The sequence below is a fragment of the Pseudomonas sp. BB438 genome, assembly GCF_057180225.1.
Window position 1 is genome coordinate 2019262 of the sequence record NZ_CM170001.1, and the last position, 20379, is coordinate 2039640.

Below are 20379 nucleotides of genomic sequence, written 5' to 3' on the forward strand. Positions count from 1 at the left end.
GCTGGCATACACTCAGCGGCACGGACGTTTCTCCCTGCGAGGCTGTGATGTCTTCCCGCGTTTCCCCGAGCCTGTCTGCCCTGTTGCGCCAGTGGTGGTTCCTCCCGCTGCTGGCGCTCGCCCTGTCTCTGCGCCTGTATGAACTGACTGGCTCGGCCATGTGGGGCGATGAAAGCTCCAGCCTGTTCCTCGCCCGCTATTCGCCGCTGCAACTCTGGCAGCACGCCGCCCGCGACGTGCATCCGCCGCTGTATTTCTACTTGCTGCACCTGTGGGTCGGGCTGTTTGGCGAGGGTGTGCTGTCGCTGCGCCTGTTCAGCGCAGCATTCGGCACGCTCGCGGTCTTCCTCGGTGGCTGGCTGACCTGGCGTACTGCCAGTCGTCGCGCCACCGCGCTTGCCGTCCTGCTGCTGGCACTGTTGCCCACCGCGGTGCGCTACAGCCAGGAAGTGCGCATGTATTCACTGCTCGGTTGCTGGCTGCTGGCGGCGACCCTGGCCTTGCTCTACTGGCTGGATGAGGGCAAGCGGCGCCACCTGCTGGCGTATGCGCTGCTGATGGCGGCGGCGTTCTACACCCACTATTTCAGCCTGTTCGGCCTGGCCGTGCACTGGGCCTGGCTGGCGACGCTGCCGGGCAGTCCGCTGCGCCGCCGCGACTGGTGGCTGGCGAACCTGGCGATCCTCGTGCTGTTCCTGCCGTGGTTGCCCGGGTTGCTGGACCTGGTCCGGCACATGGCGGTGCTGGTCGCCGGAGGGGACGTGGGATGGGAGCCGCCGGTGGATGGCCGCTCCGTGCCCTCGATGCTCTGGCAATGGCTGGCGCAGTCCGATGGCAACGAGCTGTCCTGGCCCTTGCTGGTGGGCGTGCCGCTGCTGGTGGTCGCCGCGATGCTGCTGGTGCTGCGCCAGGATCGCAGCCGCCAGCGTGTCGGCGTACTGGTTGCGCTCTACATCGGTCTTCCGCTGCTGGTGCTGTATGGCGTGTCGTTCGCCTCGCCGGTGTTCGTCGAGCGCTACCTGACGGCATTCGCCCTCGGCCTGCCGCTGCTGTTCGCACTGGCGCTGGATCACTTGATGGAGGTGCGTCGCGCGCTCGGGGCGGTGATGCTGGCAACACTGCTCGGCCTGCAGGGCATGGGTCTGGAGCGCGCCCTCGAAACGGATCCGGACGAGCAGTTCGACGGCATGGTCGACTACGTCAACGCCCATTACCGCGCGGGGGACCGGGTGGTGGTCGACGATATCCTCTGGTACCTGGCGTTCCGTTACTACAACCATACCGGCATCGAGCCGCTGCTCTATACCGCACCGGCGGACGACGGTTCTTCCGGGCGACCCGGCGCGTATGGTTTCGGTTCGCTGATCGACGATCGCCAGCACAGTTTCGTCGATCGCCTGGCCGACCTGCCGCGCGACGAAGGGCGCGTGTGGCTGGTGATGAGTCGCTACAACGACCAGGAGATTCCCGACGTGCCCGCGAGTTGGCGGCGCGTCGCCCAGCACGCTGGCGGGGAAGTGCAGGCGCTGCTCTTCGAGCGCGCGTCGTTGCGTAACGCCGCGCGCTGATCGCTCACTGGCTCAGAAGCGGATGCGCCCGGTGAAGGCGTCCTTGAGCATGACCCAGTCGCCCATCAGCGACCACAGCGGGTATTTGAAGGTGGCCGGGCGGTTCTTCTCGAACACGAAATGCCCGACCCAGGCGAAGCCGTAGCCGGCCAGCGGCATGGCCAGCAACCACAGCCAGTGCCCGCTGACGAGGGCGTAGGCGAGGATCGACAGCACCAGCAGGCTGCCCACGTAGTGCAGGCGGCGGCAGACGGCGTTGCTGTGTTCCTGCAGGTAGTACGGATAGAACTCGGCAAAGCTCTGGAACCGATCGGCGGTCTGGGTGCTCATGGCGCACCTCCTGTTGTTGTGATGGCGCCAGTGTAGGCCGGTGCCTTCAGACTTGCGGATGACATAGGGGGCCAGTTTAGTATCCCCCTGTGCCGCCGGCTTATCCGGCCGTTCGGCGCGGATCACCACCATAACCAGAAGAAATTGCATGCCTGAGCGTACGACCCTGTCGAGCTGGGTGCGGGGGATCGTCCAGTCGCTGGCGCTGGAAGGCCTCGACTGCCGCGCGCTGTTCGCCGAACTGGGGCTTGATTTCACCGCCCTCGACGACCCCGATGCGCGCTTCCCGCAGGACGCCATGAGCCGATTGTGGAACCGTGCTGTGGAGCTCTCCGGCAACCCGGCCATCGGCCTGAACATCGCCCGCGTGCACACCCCGGCGTTCCCCGTGGTGGGGTATGCGCTGATGTCGAGCCGCAACCTGGGCGAGGGCTTCGAGCGCCTGGAGCGTTACCAGCGGATCATTGCCGAAGGTGCCGACCTGACCTTCCGTCGCCTGCCCGAGGGCTGCCTGTACCGCATCGTGGTCCACGGCGACCGGCTGCCGGTGCCACGGCAGAGCGCGGAGTGTTCGCTGGCCAGCCTCATTGCGATGCTGCGCTGGATCACCGGGCGGGCGATCAGGCCGCTGGAAGTGCGCCTGGCTGGCGAGGCGCCACTGAATATCGAACCCTACCGCGAGCTGTTCCAGGCGCCGCTGAGCTTCGGCCATGCGGACTGCGCGATGCTGTTCTCCCACGAGGACATGGGTGCGCCGCTGCCTACTGCCAACGAAGAGCTGGCGCGCCTGCATGACCGTTTCGCCGGGGAATACCTGGCGCGCTTCGTCAGCAGCCGCTTCAGCCACCAGACACGCCAGGTGCTGTGCCGCCTGTTGCCCCAGGGCGAGCCCAAGCGCGAGAGCGTAGCGCAGGCGCTCAATCTCTCCGAACGCACCCTGCAGCGTCGTTTGCAGGAAGAGGGCACCAGTTACCAGCAACTGCTCGACGATACGCGCCGCGAACTGGCCCAGCAGTACCTCGCCACGCCGCGCATGACCTTGCTGGAGATCGCCTACCTGCTGGGGTTCTCGGAGCCGAGTAACTTCTTCCGCGCCTTTCGCCGCTGGTTTGGCAAGACGCCGGGAGAGTATCGCGAGGAGCTGTAACCGGCACGGGCTGGGCCGGACGTCGACGCCGCCGGCATGCCGATTTGCAGGACGCATTCACGGTGGAGCGATCAATGCCGCCAGAAGGCCGGGGTGAACAGCACCAGCACGGTGATGATCTCCAGTCGCCCAGCGAGCATGCCGGCGCAGAGCAGCCACTTGGCGGCGTCCGGCAGCGAGGCGAAGTTGCCGGACGGGCCGATGATCGGGCCCATGCCCGGGCCGACGCCGGCCACGGTGCTGGCCGCGCCGGTGAGCGAGGTCATCCAGTCCAGGCCGAGGAACGACAGGCCCAGCGCCAGGGCGCCGACGGTGGCGCCGAAGAAGAACGAGAAGGTCAGGATCGAGCGCACGATCTCTTCGTCCAGGCGGTGGCCGTTGTAGCTCTGGCGGATCACGGCGCGCGGGTGGATCAGCTGGTAGAGGCTGGCGCGCAGCAGGGTGAAGGCCACCTGGAAGCGGAAGATCTTGATGCCGCCGGCCGTTGAGCCGGAGCAGCCGCCGATGAAGCCCAGGTAGAAGAACAGCATGATCGAGAAATGGCCCCACAGGCTGTAGTCGCCCAGGGCGAAGCCGGTGGTGGTGACCACCGAGGTCACGTTCACCGCGACAATGCGGAAAGCGTCGAACCAGGGCAGGCTGGAGGTCACCGAGTACCAGGTCCCCATCACCAGCCAGGTGACCACCAGCAGGCCGAGGAAACCGTGTACCTGGTGGTCGCGGATCAGCGCCTTGCGGTTGCCGCGCAGCATGGACACATACAGTACGAAGGGGATGCTGCCCAGGATCATCACCACGACCGCGACCCAGTGCACTGCCGGCTGGTGCCACTTCGCCAGTGACTGGTCGGAGGTGGAGAAGCCTCCGGTGGAGATCGCCGACATGGCGTGGTTGAGCGAGTCGAACAGCCCCATGCCGGCCCACCAGAACGCCAGGGTGCCGGCGATGGTGATGGCCACGTAAACCCCGACGATGTACTTGGCCACCATGTGCGAGCGCGGCATGACTTTATCGGAGCGGTCGGAGGATTCGGTCTGGAACAGGCGCATGCCGCCGATGCGCAGCATGGGCAGGATCGCCACCGCCATCGCGATGAAGCCGATGCCGCCCAGCCAGTGCAGCAGCGAGCGCCAGATGAGGATACCCGGCGACATCTTGTCCAGCCCGGACAGCACGGTCGAGCCGGTGGCGGTAATCCCCGACATGCTCTCGAAGATCGCGTCGGTGAAGCTGATGTGCCGGGCGAACATGAAGGGCAGGGAGGAGAAGAAGCAGACGATCACCCAGCTCGACACGGTGAGCATGTACATGTCCCGCGGGCGCAGGTGCACCTGGTCCGGGCGACCGGGAATGACCAGGCCCAGCCCGCAGGTGAAGGTGATGATCGCCGACCAGATGAAGGGATGCAGTTCGTTGGCGCGGCCGTAGTAGAGCAGCGTGGCCATGGGGACCAGCATGGCGACCGCCAGCGTGATCACGAAGATGCCGATGATGAATCCGAGGGTGCGTAGTGTCGGCAGGGCCATGCGCTGAGGTCTGAATCCGATGGGAATCGGCCATTTTACCTGCCGTCTGCCGAGAGTAAACCGCGCAACACCGACCTCCTGGCGAGTGGGACAGCGCGCGAGGGCGGTGTCTTTCCCGGGCAGATGCGAACCCGTTGCGTCTACAATGGCGGCTTTCGAGATTGACTGGAGGCAGCCCATGGAGGCTCTCGACGCGTTGCTCAACCGTGTGTCCCACGCCCGCCTGAGCGAGCCGGCGCCGTCCGCCGAGCAACTGGACCGCATGTTCCGCGCGGCGCTGCGCGCACCGGACCACGGGCAGCTGCGCCCGTGGCGTTTCCTCACCGTGGAAGGCGAGGCGCGCAAGGCGCTGGGTGAGTTGTTCGCTCGCGCGGTGGCGGCCAATGAGCCGAACGGCAAGCCCGAGGCGCTGGACAAGGCCCGCGCCATGCCGCTGCGCGCACCGCTGCTGGTGGTGGCCGTGGCGCGCCTGCAGGATCACCCCAAGGTGCCGGAGATCGAGCAGTGGCTGGCGGCGGGGTGCGCCGCCCATGGCATCGTCCAGGCCGCTTATGTGGAAGGATTGGGAGCGATGTGGCGCACCGGCGCCATGGCGTTCGATCCGCTGGTGCGCGAGGGCCTGGGCCTGACCGAGAACGAGCGCATTGTCGGCTTCATCTACCTTGGTACACCGGTCGGCGAGCTGCGCCGCCCGGCACCGCTGGACCCGGCCGAGTTCGTCAGCGCCTGGCGGGGCTGAGCGGCAGTTCCAGGCGAACCTTCCAGCCTCCGTTGCGGGCCCGCCAGAGCAGGTGCCCGCCCTGCCAGGCAGTCAGGCGCCGCGCCGGGGGCAGGGCTTCCGGTAGCCAGGCCCGCGCCTGCGGATCATAGCCCTGCAGATCCAGACGCAATTCACCGTGGGCTGAGCTGAGCGACAGCTCCAGCGCAGCGTGCGGCTGCTGCGCCAGGGCCCCATCCAGCAGGGAACCGAGGGCTTCCCCCAGCGCATCCGGCCAGCTTTCCAGCGGCCAGGTGCCGCTCCGCGGCAGGCTCAGGCGCAAGCCGGGCCAGCGTGCACGCCATTGCTCGGCGAGACGCGCCAGTTCTACTGCCAGCACCAGGTACTGCGGATCATCGTAAGGCTCGCTGCGCAACAGGGCGGCCGGCGGCAGGGGCTGTTGCAAGGCGGGGATCGGGGCAGCGAAGACAGGAAGGTTCATGGTTGCTCTCCGATAGTGCGCTCGGTTCAGGCGACCTGGCGGCGCAGCGGCAGGTCGATGCGGGCCAGGAAGCCGCCCTCGGGATGATTGCTCAGGCGCAGCCGCCCATGGTGGCGCTCGATGGCGCGCCGGGCGATGGCCAGGCCCAGGCCATGGCCGGGGCTGCTCTGGTTGGGGGCGCGGAAGAAGGGTTCGCCCAATTGCGCCAGGTGTTCCTCGCTGGCGCCGGGGCCGTGGTCGCGGATGCTGATGTGCAGGCGTTCGCCATCGACCCTGGCCTGCACGTCCAGCGGCTGTTCCGCCGGGTTGAACCGCAGGGCGTTGCGCAGCAGGTTGTCGAGGGCGCGTTCGAGCATGTCCGGCCAGCCGTCGATAGCCAGTTGCGGAGCGATGTCGAGCTGGACGTTCTGTTCCGGGTAAAGCAGTTGTGCGTCGTTGCGCAGGCGCTCGAACAGCGGCAGCAGTTCGATGCGGCTGGTCGGGCCCGGCTCGGCATCCAGGCGGGCGAGGGCGAGGATTTCGCCGATCAGCGCTTCGAGACGGTCGCACTCCTGCTCCAGGCGCGGCCACATGGCGGCGCGCTGCTCGGGGCCGGCGCGTTCGGCCAGGGCCAGGGCGATGCGCAGGCGGGCCAGCGGTGAACGCAGTTCGTGGGACACGTCACGCAGGAGTTGGCGCTGGCTGCCGATCAGTCCTTGCAGGCGGGCGCCCATGCGGTTGAAGTCGCGGGCCAGCACGCCCAGTTCGTCGCCACGGCGGGCGAGGCGGGCCAGGCTGTCCTGTTGATAACTGGTCTGGCCGAGATCGTGCACGGCGCGGCGCAGGCGGTTCAGCGGACGGGTGATCGACAGCGTCAGCAGCAGGCTGAAGACGGTCAGCACCACCAGGGCGATACCCAGCGCGCTCAGCGGCCAGAGCAGGCTGCTGCGATGCCAGGCCTGCAGTGTCGGGTGCGGAATGCGGTAGATGAACAGGTAGGTCTGGTCGGTTCGGCTGCTGGTGTATTCCTGGCTCAACTGGCGCCAGGGGAAGCGCGGCATGTCGTTGCGGTCGAAGTTGTTGTCGCGGGGGCGCGGCGGGCGGGGCAGGTAGGTGCCGTTGACCAGGCGCTGGCCGGTCTCGTCGAGCACCTGGACCGAGAGCTCGTATTGCTGCCGGCGGCTTTCCAGCAGTTGTTGCGCAGCGGCGGGGCCTTGCGTCTCGTAGAGCAGGGTCCATTGCTTGGCGATGTCGTGCAGCCCGGGATAGCGGGCGATGACCCAGGTGTCCTGGTTCAGGGCGCGGCCCAGCAGGATCGACAGTCCGGCCACCAGCAACAGGGCAAGCCAGAAGGCAGCGAGGATCCGCCAGAAGAGTGAACGCATGGTCTTCCTGTTCAGCCGCATGGTCTATCCGTTGTCAGGGCCCCACGGCAAGACGCCGGGATAACCCGGCGCCTGCACGTGCTGGAGTGATCAGTTGGTCTTGGCGCCGTCTTTCTGGGCTTTCCAGGTCTGGAACTCCGCCCACTCGGCCTTGCGCTGTTCACGTTGCTTCTTCAGCTCGTCGAACTTCTTCTGTTGCTCGGGAGTGAGGATGCCGCGGATGCTGGCCTCGGACTTCTCGCGATTGGCCTTCAGCTCTTCCTGCATGGCCTTGCGATCGGCTTCGGGCAGCTTGTTCCAATACTTCTCGGTGATCGCGCGGCGATCCTTCATCGAATCGCCCATCAGCTTGCCGACTTGCTGGCGCTGGTCCTGGGTCAGGTTCAGTTCGCGGAACAGGCCGCCGTGTTCGCCACGCTGGCCGTGCATGCCCGGGCCATGGTCTTTCATGAACGGGGCGGGCGGCGGAGCGTCGGTCGGCGCGGGAGTGGCCGCCAGCGCGACGGTCGGCAGGGCAGCGGCGATCAGCAGGGCGGTCAGGGTCTTGCGCATGGTGTTTCTCCTTTCTGGGGCCGGTCGTTACCGGATGAGCCCAGTCTAGGGACCGCAAGGTCAAGGGCGGTCAGTCCCACGTAAAGCTTCGGTAAAGATTGCGTGAAGCCCTGCTGGCATCTTTACCAAAGCCCGGGCCAGAGCGGCCCGGGCCGGAAAGCGCGCATCGGTCAGGGGGCGTAGAAGTAGCCGCGCCCGCGCAGGGCGAGGATGCGCGGGCGACCGTCGGGGTGGCCGCCAAGCTTCTTGCGCAGGTTGCTGACGTGCATGTCCAGGCTGCGGTCGTACAGGGTCAGCTTGCGGCCCAGCGCGAGCTGCGCCAGGGCCTGCTTGTCCAGCGGCTCGCCGGGCTGGCGCAGCAGGGCTTCGAGGATGCGGCTCTCGGAGAGCGTCAGGCTGATCTCCTCGGCACCAATGCTGGCCACGCCGCGCGACAGGTTCAGCGCCAGGTCGCCCAGTTCCAGCTGCGCGGCAGGTTGCGTCGGATGGCTGCGACGCAGCACGGCGCGCAGGCGGGCGGTCAGCTCGCGGGGATCGCAGGGCTTGGCCAGGTAGTCGTCGGCGCCCAGTTCCAGGCCGAGGATGCGGTCCAGTGGCTCGCCGCGGGCGGACAGCATCAGCACGGGCAGGTCGGGGTGGTCGCTGCGCAGCGACTTGAGCAGCTCCAGGCCGCTGCCGTCGGGCAGCATGACATCGAGCACGACGGCGTCCGGCGCGCGGCTGCCCAGGGCCGCGCGGGCCTGCGCACCGTCGTGGGCGGCGCGGATGCTGAAGCCTTCCTGGGTCAACCAGGTGGTCAGCAGTTCGCAGAGTTCGACATCGTCGTCGATCAGCAGCAGTTCACTCATGAAGAGGCTTCTTTCAGTTGATCCATTCGCGTCGGGAGCGGCGTCGACCACGGCTCAGCATGCCCAGGACGAACGCCAGCAGGGCGGTGCCGGCACCGGTTGCGTACCAGGTCTGCTGCTCGCTGAGCAGGCGCGGCGGCTGGTTGGCCTGGGCCTCGCGCAGTTGCAGCTTCAGGCGCTGATTCTCCTGGGTGAGGCGGGCGATGCGCGCTTCATCCTGGCTGTTATCCGGGTTGGCAAGCTGCGCAGCCAGCTCGGCACGTTGCCGTTCGCTGTCGGCCAGGCGCTGTTCCAGTTCGGCGTGGGCGGCCGGCGCTTGCGTTGGTGCTTGGACAGCGGATTGCGCCGGTTGCTCCGTGACGGGCTCTTCGGCGAGGGCGGGCAGCGGCAGGGCGAGGCAGGCGAGCAGGGGCAAACGGCGCATCGGGACTCCTTGTTCGATGATGTGCCGCCGTCCATGGCCATCCCGGCGCTGTCCGGCTGCGATGCCCCGCGGCGCTCCGTGCCCCGGGGTGCAACAGCTCGCGCGCTGTTACGGCAGGACTTTCTTGAACGGCTTGACCACGACGTCAGCGTAGACGCCGGCGGCGCGGTACGGGTCGGCGTCGGCCCAGGCTTGGGCGGCGGCCAAAGAGTCGAACTCGGCGACGATCAGGCTGCCGGTGAAGCCGGCGGCGCCCGGGTCGTTGCTGTCGATGGCCGGATGCGGGCCGGCCAGCACCAGGCGGCCTTCTTCCTTCAGTTGCTCCAGGCGAGCGATGTGCGCGGGACGGGCGGCCAGGCGGCGTTCTTGGGAAGCGGTGATATCACGGGCAATGATCGCGTAGAGCATGTCAGTCCTTGGGTTTTTCGCCGGTGGGTTCATCGTGCATGTGGCGGGCCAGGAACACGCCCTGGCCGATCAGGAACAGCAGGGTCATGCCCAGGCTGCCGAACACCTTGAAGTCCACCCAGTAGTCCTGGAAGGTGAAGGCGACGAACAGTTGGACGCAACCGCAGATCAGGAAGAACAGCACCCAGGCGATGTTCAGCTTCGCCCAGAGGGAGTCGGTCAGGTGCACCGCATGGCCCATGATGCGCTGGATCAGCGGCTGGCCGCCGATGAAGTGGCTGCCGGCGAACGCCAGGGCGAAGAGCCAGTTCACCACCGGGGCCTTCCACTTGAGGAAGGTCTCGCTGTGGAAAGCGAGGGTCATGCCGCCGAATACCAGGCAGGCGGCAAGCGTCACCCACTGGCCCTTGTCCAGCTTGCGCTGCTTGATCAGCAGGGCGCCGTAGACCACCACGGACGCGGCGATCAGCACGGCCGTGGCGCTGTAGATTCCGCCGATCGAGACGTTCTGGCCGGCGAGTTCGACGTTGCGCGGGTCGAGCTTGTAGACGATGAAGAAGAGAATCAGGGGAATGAAATCGATGAATTGCTTCATTACGGCAGCCAGAGCCCAGTAGAGCCGGCATAATACCAACCTGCGGATGAACTGAAAGGGTCATCCGCCCAACGCTGCGTCAGATCATGGTTTCAATGCGTTGCTGCGGGAGCGTTGGCACAGAAGCGTCTATACAGAAAGCTATCCCGACAGAAATCCATTCCGACACAACGCCATCCCCTGCATTTCCTGGAAGCCCCATGCGAGTCGACCTGCACTGCCACAGCACCGCGTCCGACGGACAGCTCAGCCCGACGGCCCTGGTCGAGCGTGCCCATGGGCGCGGCGTGCGCGTGCTGGCGCTGACCGACCACGACACCCTCGACGGCCTGCCCGAGGCGCGTCGCGCCGCCCAGGCGCTGGGGCTGGAGCTGGTGGATGGTGTCGAGGTGTCCTGCACCTGGGGCGGGGCGACCATTCACGTGCTCGGCTACGGCTTTGACGTGACCGCCGAGCCGCTGGTGAAGGCGCTGGATGACCTGCATCGCGCCCGCTGGACCCGCGCCGACGAGATCGGCCGGCGCCTGGAAGCCAAGGGCATGCCTGGCGCCTTCGAGGGCGCACGGGCGATCCAGGCCGAGCTGGGTGACAGCGAGAACGCCCCGGCACGTCCGCACTTCGCCGAATTCCTGCTGCGCCAGGGTCACGTCAAGGACCGCGCCGAAGCCTTCCGCAAGTGGCTGGGCGCCGGCAAGCTGGGTGACGTCAAGCAGCACTGGCCGAGCCTCGCCGATGCCGTCGGCACGCTGCGCGAGGCGGGTGCCTGGATCAGCCTGGCGCATCCCTACCAGTACGACTTCACGCGAACCAAGCGGCGCAAGCTGGTGGCCGACTTCATCGCCGCCGGCGGTCATGCTCTCGAAGTCGTGAACGGCCCGCAGCCGGCCGAACAGGTCGGCGTGCTGAGCATTCTCGCCCGCGAGTTCGGCCTTATGGTCACCGCCGGCAGCGACTTCCACGGCCCCAGCGACTGGTCGGAGCTGGGCCTTTACCGGAGCGTGCCGGACGACCTTCCGCCGCTCTGGCCGCGCTTTGCCAGCGCCGAGAACGCCATCGGGATCAAGGAGACTCCATGAGCCAGTTCTTTCAGATCCATCCGGAAAATCCCCAGCCGCGCCTGATCAAGCAGGCGGTGGAGATCGTCCGGCAGGGTGGGGTGATCGCCTATCCCACCGATTCCTCCTACGCGTTGGGCTGCCGCATCGGCGAGAAGTCCGCGGTGGAGCGCATCCGCCACATCCGCCGGCTGGACGACAAGCACAACTTCACCCTGGTCTGCCGCGACCTGTCCGAGCTCGGGCTCTACGCCAAGGTCGACACCGGCCTGTTCCGCCTGCTCAAGGCGCACACGCCCGGCCCGTACACCTTCATCCTCAACGCTACCCGCGAAGTGCCGCGCATGCTGCTGCACCCCAAGCGTCGCACCATCGGCCTGCGCGTGCCGGCCTGCCCGATCGCCCTGGCGCTGCTGGAGGAGCTGGGCGAGCCGCTGATGAGTGTCAGCCTGATCCTGCCCGGCGAGAGCGAGCCGTTGAACGATCCGTACGAGATGCGTGATTCGCTGGAGCACCTGGTCGACCTGATCATCGACGGCGGTTTCGGCGGCGGAGAGGCCTCCACCGTGATCGCCCTGACCGACGAAGATCCGGTCGTGGTGCGCGTCGGCTGCGGCGACCCGGAACCCTTCATGGTCAACGCCTGAACACGCCCGGCGTGCTGGCTATACTCCCTCGTCCCATCGCTGAATCCGCGAGGTTGATCGCTTGACCAGCGTCGAATCCCTGCGCCGTGTCCTATCCGGCATGCGCCCCACCGGGCGCCTGCACCTGGGGCATTACCACGGCGTGCTGCAGAGCTGGGTGAAACTGCAGCACGAGTACGAATGTTACTTCTCCATCGTCGACTGGCATGCGCTGACCACCGAGTACGACGAGACCGCCAGCATCCGCCAGCACGTGCGCGACATGGCCATCGACTGGCTGGCGGTGGGCGTCAGCCCCAGCGCCGCGACGATGTTCATCCAGTCTCAGGTGCCCGAGCACGCCGAGCTGAACCTGCTGCTGTCGATGATCTGCCCGCTGTCCTGGCTGGAGCGCGTGCCGACCTACAAGGAGCTGCAGGAAAAACTGGTCCACAAGGACCTCTCCACCTTTGGCTTTCTCGGCTACCCGCTGCTGCAGGCCGCGGACATCCTGATCTACCGGGCAGGCCTGGTGCCAGTGGGGTCGGACCAGTTCGCCCACGTCGAATTCACTCGCGAGATCGCCCGCCGCTTCAACCACCTCTACGGCGGCGAGGTGGATTTCGAGGACCGCGCCCAGACCGCCATCGCCCGCCTGGGCAAGAAGACCGGCAAGCTCTACAGCAGCCTGCGCCGCGCCTGGCAGGAGCAGGGTGACGCCGAGGCGCTGGAAACCGCCCGCGCGCTGCTCATGGAGCAGCAGAGCCTGACCCTGGGCGACCGTGACCGACTGTTCGGCTACCTCGAGGGCAGCAGCCGCGTGTTGCTGCCCGAGCCGCAGACCCTGACCAGCCACGCACCGAAGATGCCGGGGCTGGACGGGCAGAAGATGTCCAAGTCGCACCACAACACCATTGCCTTGCGTGACAGCCCGGCGGACATCGAGGAAAAGATCGCGCGCATGCCCACCGATCCCGCGCGCGTGCACCGCCGCGATCCCGGCGACCCGGAACGTTGCCCGGTGTGGCAGTGGCACCTGATCTACTCCGACGACGGCTGCCGCCAGTGGGTGCAGGAAGGCTGCCGCAGTGCCGGGATCGGCTGCCTGGACTGCAAGCGGCCGCTGATCGAGTCGATCCTCCACGAGCTGGCGCCGATCCAGGAGCGCGCGCTGGATTACGAGGACAACCCCGAGCTGGTGCGCAGCATCCTCGCCGAAGGCGCCGAGCGCGCCCGCGAGGCCGCGCGCGAGACGCTGGTGGAAGTGCGGCATGCCATGGGGCTGTCGTACCGCTGACGGGTGTGCGGATCAACTGATGGTGCAGGAGCGGGCCATGCCCGCGATCGTGCACCTGGCGCGCTCCTGCAAGGAGCACCGCACATGGGGGGCTGCCGAACCGAACCGATTCCGCCGCGATGCTTTCTGTTAGAGCACGGCCTGCCAATGATGTGACACCGCCCATCCCTTGAGCCAAAAGCCCCTCGCGCCACCGGCAAAAGCAGGGATAATGCCGCCTTCGAATCCCAGCGCCTGACGAGTGGCCGATGAGTGACCTGACCGAGCCGGAAGCCCCTTCCGCCGCCCCTGAATACCAGGTGCCGGTGCAGCTGGCGCTCGTCTACGGCGAGGCCCTGACGGAGATGCCGCAGGACCTGTACATCCCGCCGGACGCCCTGGAAGTCTTCCTCGAAGCCTTCGAGGGCCCGCTCGACCTGCTGCTCTACCTGATCCGCAAACAGAACATCAACATCCTCGACATCCCCGTGGCAGAGATCACCCGCCAGTACATGGGCTACGTCGAACTGATGAAGTCGGTGCGCCTGGAACTGGCTGCCGAGTACCTGGTGATGGCCGCCATGCTCGCCGAGATCAAGTCGCGCATGCTGCTGCCGCGCTCGGCCGAGGCCGAGGAAGAAGAGGAAGACCCGCGCGCCGAGCTGATCCGCCGCCTGCAGGAGTACGAGCGCTTCAAGAAGGCTGCCGAGGACCTCGACGAGCTGCCGCGCCTGGGTCGCGACTACGTGGTGCCCACCGTCGCCGCGCCGGATGCGCGGGCGCGCCGGTTGCTGCCGGAAGTGGACATGCAGGAACTGATGCTGTGCATGGCCGAGGTGCTGCGCCGCGCCGACCTGTTTGAAAGCCACCAGGTCACCCGCGAGATGCTCTCCACCCGCGAGCGCATGACCGAGATCCTCGAACGCCTGAAAGGTGAGGGTTTCGTGCCCTTCATCAGCCTGTTCCGCGTCGAGGAGGGCAAGCTCGGCGTGGTGGTGACCTTCATGGCGGTGCTGGAGCTGGTCAAGGAACAGTTGGTGGAACTGGTGCAGAACGAAGCCTTCGCGCCCATTCATGTCCGCGCCCGCACGGAAGTGCAGGAGGGCGCCGCACGCTTCGGGGAAACGTCGGAAGACGCGCTGGAAGAGGGCGACGAAGACGTCTTCGAGCCGCGCGAGGAACCGCCGGCCGAGCTGTCCTTCGAGGACGGCCATTTCGACGGCCCGGAAGGCGAGGCAGCGCTCGACCAGGCGCTGGGCGGCGGGGCGGAAGACGAGCCGCTCTGATCCGCCAGCGTTGCCCTGGCGCCACGCTTTGAGTAGCTTTCCCGCCTGAACGGCGAAACCTTCAACCCCGACCCGAGCTCCCGATGAATCTCTCCGACCCGCAAGAACTGGCGACCCTGCTCGAAGGCATCCTCCTGGCTGCCGGCAAGCCCATGTCGCTGGATCGCCTCGGCGAGCTGTTCGAGGAGGCCGAGCGCCCCGAGCCGCAGCAGTTCCGTGATGCCCTGGCGGTGCTGAGCCTGTCCTGTTCCGGGCGGGCCTTCGAGCTGAAGGAAGTCGCCACCGGCTATCGCCTGCAGGTGCGCGAGAAGTTCGCCTCCTGGGTCGGCCGGCTCTGGGAGGAGCGCCCGCAGCGCTATTCCCGCGCGCTGCTGGAGACCCTGGCGCTGATCGCCTATCGCCAGCCGATCACCCGCGGCGAGATCGAGGAGATCCGCGGCGTCGCGGTGAACACTCAGATCGTCAAGACGCTGATGGAGCGCGAGTGGATCCGCATCGTCGGCTACCGCGAAGTCCCCGGCCGCCCGGCGATGCTCGCCACGACGCGTACCTTCCTCGACTACTTCAACCTCAAGAGCCTGGAAGACCTGCCGCCGCTGGCCGAGCTGAAGCTGATGGAGCCCGAGCCGCAGCCGATCCTCGAGGACATGGCGCCGGTGGCCAGCCTGCCGAGCCCCGAGGAGTACGACGAGGACTATGTGCCGCCGTCGCTGCAGGCCCTGGCCGACCAGGCCGTGCGCGATGCCGGCGAGGAGCCGGAGCCCGCGCCGCCGGAGGAACCGAAGGAAGAGACCAGCTTCCGCAGCCTGCTCGCTGAGCTGGACGAGATGGAGCAGGGCCTGAAGACCGACTTCGACGACCTGATCGACCGCCCGCCGAGCGACGACGAAGACACCGGCGTGGATGCCGACTTCAGCGGCGTGCATGCGCTGCCGGAGGTCGAGTTGCAGGGCGAGGCCGACGTGTCCGCCCGGCCTGAAACGCAAGGCGAGCCCGAAGCGGCCGCACCACCGCCGGTCCCTGTACCGTCCGCTCCCGAGGAAGACGAGTGGGACGAAGAGCGCGCCCTGCGCGAAGCGATGCTCGAGGAAATGGCGTTCAACGCGCGCAATCGCGACCATTGAGCCCAGCCTTTGGCGCATCTGACCGAAGCTTTCCAGCCGTTCGGTGATTGACTTCCGCCGTCGGCGCGACGACCTTATGTGCCGCGTTCGCAAGGCGCCGGCGGCAACACCCGGGGATGCCGCCCGATCAACCGCCCTGACGACGTCTCTCGACAACATTCCACAGTGGCCTGGCGCCTCGCGCAGGCTGCTGAGTACCCATATGAAAAGAACTCCAATCAGCCGTATCTGCTGGCTCGGCCTTCTGCTGGGCCTGAGCAGCGCTTCGCTTTCCGCCGCCCAGGCGCCTGCTGACGCGCCCGCCGTGCCGTTGGCCGGCCAGTCCAAGGAAGCCTTCCTCGACAGCCTGATGCAGCGCATGACGCTGGAAGAGAAGATCGGCCAGTTGCGCCTGGTCAGCGTCGGGCCGGACCATCCCAAGCCGGTACTGCTGAAGGAAATCGCCGAGGGCACTACTGGGGCGGTGTTCAACACCGTGGTCCGTCCGGGCATCCGCGACCTGCAGGATGCGGCCATGAAGAGCCGCCTGAAGATCCCGCTGTTCTTCGCCTATGACGTGGTCCACGGTCATCGCACCGTATTCCCCATCGGCCTGGGCCTGGCGGCGAGCTGGGACCTGGCCGCCATCGAGCGCAGCGCCCGCGTCTCGGCCATCGAGGCCAGCGCCGACGGTCTCAACCTGACCTATTCGCCCACCGTCGACATCGCCCGCGATCCGCGCTGGGGCCGTGTCTCCGAAGGCTTCGGCGAAGACGCCTGGTTGACCAGCAAGGTTGCCGCCGCGGTGGTCAAGGGCTACCAGGGCAAGGGCCTGAACCAGCCGGACACCATCACGGCCGGGGTCAAGCACTTCGCCCTGTACGGTGCCGGCGAAGGCGGCCGCGACTACAACACCGTGGACATGAGCCCGCAGCGCATGTTCCAGGACTACCTGCCGCCGTACCGCGCCGCCATCGATGCCGGTGCCGGCGCGGTGATGGTCTCGCTGAACAGCATCAACGGCGTGCCGGCCACCGCCAACAAGTGGCTGCTGCAGGACCTGCTGCGCGGCCAGTGGGGCTACAAGGGCCTGACCCTGAGCGACCACGGTGCGGTGCTGGAACTGATCAAGCACGGCGTGGCCGCCACCGAGCGCGACGCCACCCAGGCGGCGATCAACGCCGGCGTCGAGATGAACATGAACGACGACCTCTACGGCAAGCACATGCCCGAGCTGCTCAAGGCCGGGCTGATCAGCCAGGACGAGATCGATCGCGCCTGCCGTGACGTGCTCGCCGCCAAATGGGACATGGGCCTGTTCCAGGACCCGTACCGCTACCTGCAGGGCAAGGACCCGGTCGATACCGACGCCGAGGAGCGCCTGCACCGCGCCGACGCCCGCGAGATCGCACGCAAGGGCATGGTCCTGCTGAAGAACCAGGGCGGCGTGCTGCCGCTCAAGCGTGACGGCGTGATCGCCCTGATCGGCCCGCTGGCCGACAGCAAGCGCGACGTGATGGGCAGCTGGTCCGCCGCCGGCAAGGCCTTCCAGGCCGTGACCGTGCTCGAGGGCATGGGCGCCGCCACCCGCGGCCACGCTGCGCTGCTCTACGCCAAGGGCGCCAACGTCACCGACGATCCGGAGATCGTCAAATACCTCAACGAGTACAGCGACGACGTGAAGGTCGACTCGCGCAGCCCGAAGGCCATGATCGACGAAGCGGTCGAGAAGGCGAAGATGGCTGACGTGGTGGTGGCCGTGGTCGGCGAATCCCAGGGCATGGCCCACGAGGCGTCGAGCAAGACCAACCTGCACATCGCGCAGAGCCAGATCGAGCTGCTCAAGGCCCTCAAGGCTACCGGCAAGCCGCTGGTGCTGGTGCTGATGAACGGCCGTCCGATGGACCTGCGCTGGGAAAGCGCCAACGCCGACGCCGTGCTGGAAACCTGGTTCAGCGGCACCGAAGGCGGCAACGCCATCGCCGACGTGCTGTTCGGCGACTACAACCCGTCGGGCAAGCTGACCATGACCTTCCCGCGTTCGGTGGGCCAGGTGCCGATCTACTACAACCACCTGAACACCGGTCGTCCGTTCGACCACGAGCACCCGAACAAGTACACCTCGCGCTACTTCGATTCGCAGAACGGTCCGCTGTACCCCTTCGGTTACGGCCTGAGCTACACCGACTTCAGCGTCTCGGACGTGAAGATGTCGGCCGCGAAGATGAAGAAGGGTGACCAGCTGACCGCCAGCGTAACCGTGAAGAACACCGGCAAGGTCGCCGGCGAGACCACCGTGCAGCTCTACCTGCGCGACGTCGCCGCGTCCATCAGCCGCCCGGTCAAGGAGCTCAAGGGCTTCAGCAAGATCCTGCTGCAGCCGGGTGAGTCGAAGGTGGTGCAGTTCCCGATCCGCGAGGAAGACCTGCGCTTCTACGACAGCCAGCTGCGCTACGCCTCGGAGCCGGGCGAGTTCAAGGTCTACGTCGGCCTGGATTCGGACAACGTGAAGGAGCAGAGCTTCACGCTGCTCTAAGCGACACGCGCTGCTGCAAACGAAAACGCCACGGCTGGATCAGCCGTGGCGTTTTTCGTTCAGGCGGCCTTGGCTGCCTTGCGTGATCGGAGCCCGATCAGCCAGCGCACCGCCCCTTGCACCATTACGGACAGCAGCGCCGCCTCGGCGAAGCTGGGCAAGGTGTCGTTGTCCTGCAGGCGCAGCGCCAGCCACAGGCAGAACGCGGCGAAGGCCGGGCGCCCGGTGACCATGCCGCGCAGCAGGGCGATGACGAAGCCCGCGCCGTGCAGCCGCTGCGACGACACGCAGAGCACGATGGAGAGCAGCGGGAACACCGCCAGCAGGCCGCTCCAGCTCGGCCCGGCCCGGCCGGCGAGGGCGGTGACGGCCAGGGTGAGCAGCGCACCGGCGAGCATGCGCAGGCTCAGTTCGAAGCGGCCCAAGGCAGCGACCGTGCCGGGCAGCTCGGCGCGGGGCATGAACAACTGGCTGGTCAGCGCGCCCAGTGCAGCGGCGATCAGCGCCCAGACAGCTGCCCTTGAAAAAGGCTGAGCGGGGAGCTGCGTCAGGCCCCAGGCTGCCAGTAGCCAGGTAAGCATCGCGCCGCTCAGCGCCAGCGGCCAGGCGTGGCGCCGGCACAGCCAGGCATAGGCGAGGTTGAACGCTTCCGAGGCGAAGATCGCTGCCAGTGCCAGCAGTGCGGCCTGGGCGCCGAAATCGCGGCCGTGCTCCACGGTGATCAGGTAGAGGATGGGGCCGGCGATGGCGGGCAGGGCGGCGAGGCAGCCGGCGACAGTCGGTCCCCACCAGCGTCCGGAGAGGGACACCAGCAGCAGGAACAGCGGAACCAGGGTGAGCTTGAGGGCGAGCATGAGCGAGGCCGGACGGCGTGGACGGCGTGGACGGCGGATTCTAGCGCGTCGATTGGCCGGGTCGATGGCGGCGATGGGGAAATCGAGTTGGACCTTGGCGCCGCGCGGGTGTCCATTGTGCAGGTCCACTGACGTTCACCCACCGAGTCGAGAGGAAGTCCGTGAAGAGTCCGTGCATCAAGATCTGCGAGTTCGACGAGGGCATCTGCCTGGGCTGCGGCCGCAGTCGCGAGGAAATCAAGGCGTGGAAGCGCGTCGACCACCTGGGCCAGGAGGCGATCCTGGCCGAGGCGGACATGCGCCTGCTGGTGCTGGAGGCGCAGGGGAAAAGGCTGTATCGCTGAATGGCATTTCCTGGGGCGCCGCGCCGTGGTATGCCCTCTCCCTAACCCTCTCCCTGAAGGGAGAGGGGACTGTTCGGCGAGCGCGGTCGCTTCATCGCCCACTGCGCAAACGACGTTTCCGGCTGACTCAGTTTCCAGACCCCACTCAGATGGCCCCCTCTCCCTTCAGGGAGAGGGCTGGGGAGAGGGCTGGGGAGAGGGGGGTAAAGGGAAATGCAGCAGTCCCGGCGCTGGCTTTCTATAGGGCAGAACGTGGACGCAGCCCTCACCCCCGCGCCAGAACCATCGCCCGCGCCGTATCCAGCATGCGATTGGAGAACCCCCACTCGTTGTCATACCAGGCCATCACCTTCACCAGCCGGCCGTTCACCCGCGTGTGGCTGGCGTCGACGATGGCCGAGCGCGGGTCATGGTTGAAGTCCACCGAGACCAGCGGCTGGCGGTTGAAGCCGAGGACCGCCGAACCCTCGCTGGCGCGCTCCAGCAGCGCGTTGACCTCCTGGGCGCTGGTATCGCGGGCGACCTGCACCGTGAGGTCCACCAGCGATACGTTGATCACCGGCACCCGCACCGCCAGGCCCGTCAGCTTGCCCGCCAGCTCCGGCAATACCAGGCCCACCGCCTCGGCGGCGCCGGTCCTGGTCGGGATCATCGACTGGGTGGCCGAGCGCGCCCGGTACGGGTCGCTGTGGTAGACATCGGAGAGGTTCTGATCGTTGGTGTAGGCGTGGATAGTAGTCATCAGCCCGTGCTCGATGCCCAGCGCGCGGTGCAGCACCTGGGCCACCGGCGCCAGGCAGTTGGTGGTGCAGGAGGCGTTGGAGACGATGCGCTGTTCCGCGCACAGGATGCCGTCGTTGACGCCGAATACCACCGTGGCGTCGACGTCCTGCCCGGGCGCGGAGATGAGCACCTGTCGCGCGCCGGCCTGCAGGTGCGCGGCGGCCTTGTCGCGGGAGGTGAAGAAACCGGTGCACTCCAGCACGATATCCACGCCCAGGGCTTTCCACGGCAAGTCGGCCGGGTTGCGGATGGCCGTGACGGCGATGCGGTCGCCCTCTACCCTGAGGCTTTCGGCGTCGTGTTCGACACGGCCGGGGAATCGACCATGGACGCTATCGTACTGGAACAGGTGGGCGTTGATCGCGGCGTCGCCCAGGTCGTTGATCGCCACCACGTGAAGATGCTGGCGGTAGGGGCCCGTGTAGAGCGCGCGGAGTACGTTCCGACCGATGCGGCCAAAACCGTTGATTGCCAGGCGTATCGTCATGGATATCGTCTCTTTTCTCTTGTTGTGGTAAAAATCATTAAATTTCGCCATCGAAGAAAAGTAAACGC

20 protein-coding genes and 1 pseudogene are annotated in these 20379 nt (G+C 67.1%); 10 read left to right on the forward strand and 11 right to left on the reverse strand.

Annotated elements, in window-relative coordinates:
* The first annotated feature begins 47 nt into the window (after positions 1 to 47).
* Complete coding sequence (locus AC1ZV1_RS09470; protein ID WP_484296479.1) at positions 48 to 1568, forward strand: glycosyltransferase family 39 protein; 1521 nt, start codon at positions 48 to 50, stop codon at positions 1566 to 1568.
* Positions 1569 to 1580: 12 nt separating this feature from the next.
* Here AC1ZV1_RS09470 and AC1ZV1_RS09475 read toward each other — a convergent pair whose 3' ends face one another.
* Positions 1581 to 1898, reverse strand: a complete 318-nt coding sequence (locus tag AC1ZV1_RS09475) for an Mpo1-like protein (RefSeq protein ID WP_081518014.1) — start codon at positions 1896 to 1898, stop codon at positions 1581 to 1583.
* Positions 1899 to 2046: 148 nt separating this feature from the next.
* On the opposite strand from AC1ZV1_RS09475, the gene AC1ZV1_RS09480 reads away from it, so the two are divergent.
* On the forward strand, positions 2047 to 3045 hold the full coding sequence (locus tag AC1ZV1_RS09480; protein ID WP_484296480.1) for an AraC family transcriptional regulator: 999 nt from the start codon (positions 2047 to 2049) through the stop codon (positions 3043 to 3045).
* 71 nt (positions 3046 to 3116) lie between these two features.
* Here the strand turns inward: AC1ZV1_RS09480 and AC1ZV1_RS09485 are convergent, their stop codons facing one another.
* A complete protein-coding gene (locus tag AC1ZV1_RS09485; protein WP_484296481.1) occupies positions 3117 to 4571 on the reverse strand; it encodes a TrkH family potassium uptake protein in 1455 nt (484 codons plus the stop codon).
* Positions 4572 to 4749: 178 nt separating this feature from the next.
* On the opposite strand from AC1ZV1_RS09485, the gene AC1ZV1_RS09490 reads away from it, so the two are divergent.
* Positions 4750 to 5310 carry an NAD(P)H nitroreductase gene (locus AC1ZV1_RS09490; RefSeq protein ID WP_484296482.1) on the forward strand — a complete coding sequence of 187 codons (561 nt, stop codon included), beginning with the start codon at positions 4750 to 4752 and terminating at the stop codon, positions 5308 to 5310.
* Here AC1ZV1_RS09490 and AC1ZV1_RS09495 read toward each other — a convergent pair.
* The 7 genes from AC1ZV1_RS09495 to AC1ZV1_RS09525 all read right to left on the reverse strand — a co-directional run bounded on the left by AC1ZV1_RS09495 (position 5291) and on the right by AC1ZV1_RS09525 (position 9961).
* The gene (locus tag AC1ZV1_RS09495) at positions 5291 to 5770 is read right to left on the reverse strand and encodes a hypothetical protein (protein WP_484296483.1); all 480 of its coding nucleotides are present in this window, start codon (positions 5768 to 5770) and stop codon (positions 5291 to 5293) included. The two genes, AC1ZV1_RS09490 and AC1ZV1_RS09495, sit on opposite strands and share 20 nt — an antisense overlap.
* 26 nt (positions 5771 to 5796) lie before the next feature.
* Positions 5797 to 7134, reverse strand: coding sequence for a sensor histidine kinase (locus AC1ZV1_RS09500; protein WP_484296484.1), 1338 nt, complete (start codon positions 7132 to 7134; stop codon positions 5797 to 5799).
* A gap of 90 nt (positions 7135 to 7224) precedes the next feature.
* Positions 7225 to 7686: a Spy/CpxP family protein refolding chaperone gene (locus AC1ZV1_RS09505; protein WP_484296485.1), complete on the reverse strand. Its 462-nt coding sequence runs from the start codon at positions 7684 to 7686 to the stop codon at positions 7225 to 7227.
* 170 nt (positions 7687 to 7856) lie between these two features.
* Entirely contained in the window at positions 7857 to 8534 is a 678-nt protein-coding gene (locus tag AC1ZV1_RS09510; RefSeq protein ID WP_484296486.1) for a response regulator transcription factor, read from the reverse strand.
* Between the two features lie 13 nt (positions 8535 to 8547).
* On the reverse strand, positions 8548 to 8958 hold the full coding sequence (locus tag AC1ZV1_RS09515) for an SH3 domain-containing protein (RefSeq protein ID WP_484296488.1): 411 nt from the start codon (positions 8956 to 8958) through the stop codon (positions 8548 to 8550).
* Positions 8959 to 9066: 108 nt separating this feature from the next.
* Positions 9067 to 9366: a YciI family protein gene (locus tag AC1ZV1_RS09520; protein ID WP_045210143.1), complete on the reverse strand. Its 300-nt coding sequence runs from the start codon at positions 9364 to 9366 to the stop codon at positions 9067 to 9069.
* Position 9367: 1 nt separating this feature from the next.
* The gene (locus AC1ZV1_RS09525; protein WP_484296489.1) at positions 9368 to 9961 is read right to left on the reverse strand and encodes a septation protein A; all 594 of its coding nucleotides are present in this window, start codon (positions 9959 to 9961) and stop codon (positions 9368 to 9370) included.
* 200 nt (positions 9962 to 10161) lie between these two features.
* Between AC1ZV1_RS09525 and AC1ZV1_RS09530 the strand changes: the two genes are divergently transcribed.
* The 6 genes and pseudogenes from AC1ZV1_RS09530 (at position 10162) to bglX (ending at position 17843) form a co-directional block, all read left to right on the forward strand.
* Positions 10162 to 11037, forward strand: a complete 876-nt coding sequence (locus AC1ZV1_RS09530; protein WP_484296490.1) for a PHP domain-containing protein — start codon at positions 10162 to 10164, stop codon at positions 11035 to 11037.
* Positions 11034 to 11663, forward strand: a complete 630-nt coding sequence (locus AC1ZV1_RS09535) for an L-threonylcarbamoyladenylate synthase (RefSeq protein WP_413350860.1) — start codon at positions 11034 to 11036, stop codon at positions 11661 to 11663. The genes AC1ZV1_RS09530 and AC1ZV1_RS09535 overlap by 4 nt, the downstream gene beginning before the upstream one ends.
* Positions 11664 to 11724: 61 nt before the next feature.
* Positions 11725 to 12939 carry a tryptophan--tRNA ligase gene (locus AC1ZV1_RS09540; RefSeq protein WP_484296491.1) on the forward strand — a complete coding sequence of 405 codons (1215 nt, stop codon included), beginning with the start codon at positions 11725 to 11727 and terminating at the stop codon, positions 12937 to 12939.
* Positions 12940 to 13316: 377 nt separating this feature from the next.
* A pseudogene (locus tag AC1ZV1_RS09545) lies at positions 13317 to 14075 on the forward strand (segregation and condensation protein A); the annotation flags it as partial.
* Between the two features lie 212 nt (positions 14076 to 14287).
* Entirely contained in the window at positions 14288 to 15328 is a 1041-nt protein-coding gene (scpB, locus tag AC1ZV1_RS09550; RefSeq protein ID WP_484296492.1) for an SMC-Scp complex subunit ScpB, read from the forward strand.
* Between the two features lie 217 nt (positions 15329 to 15545).
* Positions 15546 to 17843 carry a beta-glucosidase BglX gene (bglX, locus tag AC1ZV1_RS09555; protein WP_484297532.1) on the forward strand — a complete coding sequence of 766 codons (2298 nt, stop codon included), beginning with the start codon at positions 15546 to 15548 and terminating at the stop codon, positions 17841 to 17843.
* 59 nt (positions 17844 to 17902) lie between these two features.
* Here bglX and AC1ZV1_RS09560 read toward each other — a convergent pair whose 3' ends face one another.
* Positions 17903 to 18826 carry a hypothetical protein gene (locus AC1ZV1_RS09560; protein ID WP_484296493.1) on the reverse strand — a complete coding sequence of 308 codons (924 nt, stop codon included), beginning with the start codon at positions 18824 to 18826 and terminating at the stop codon, positions 17903 to 17905.
* 32 nt (positions 18827 to 18858) lie between these two features.
* Here AC1ZV1_RS09560 and AC1ZV1_RS09565 point away from each other — a divergent pair, with 32 nt between their 5' ends.
* Entirely contained in the window at positions 18859 to 19041 is a 183-nt protein-coding gene (locus AC1ZV1_RS09565; protein WP_253442973.1) for a DUF1289 domain-containing protein, read from the forward strand.
* A gap of 265 nt (positions 19042 to 19306) precedes the next feature.
* Here the strand turns inward: AC1ZV1_RS09565 and gap are convergent, their stop codons facing one another.
* Positions 19307 to 20311, reverse strand: coding sequence for a type I glyceraldehyde-3-phosphate dehydrogenase (gene gap / locus AC1ZV1_RS09570; protein WP_484296495.1), 1005 nt, complete (start codon positions 20309 to 20311; stop codon positions 19307 to 19309).
* Between the last annotated feature and the right edge of the window lie 68 nt (positions 20312 to 20379).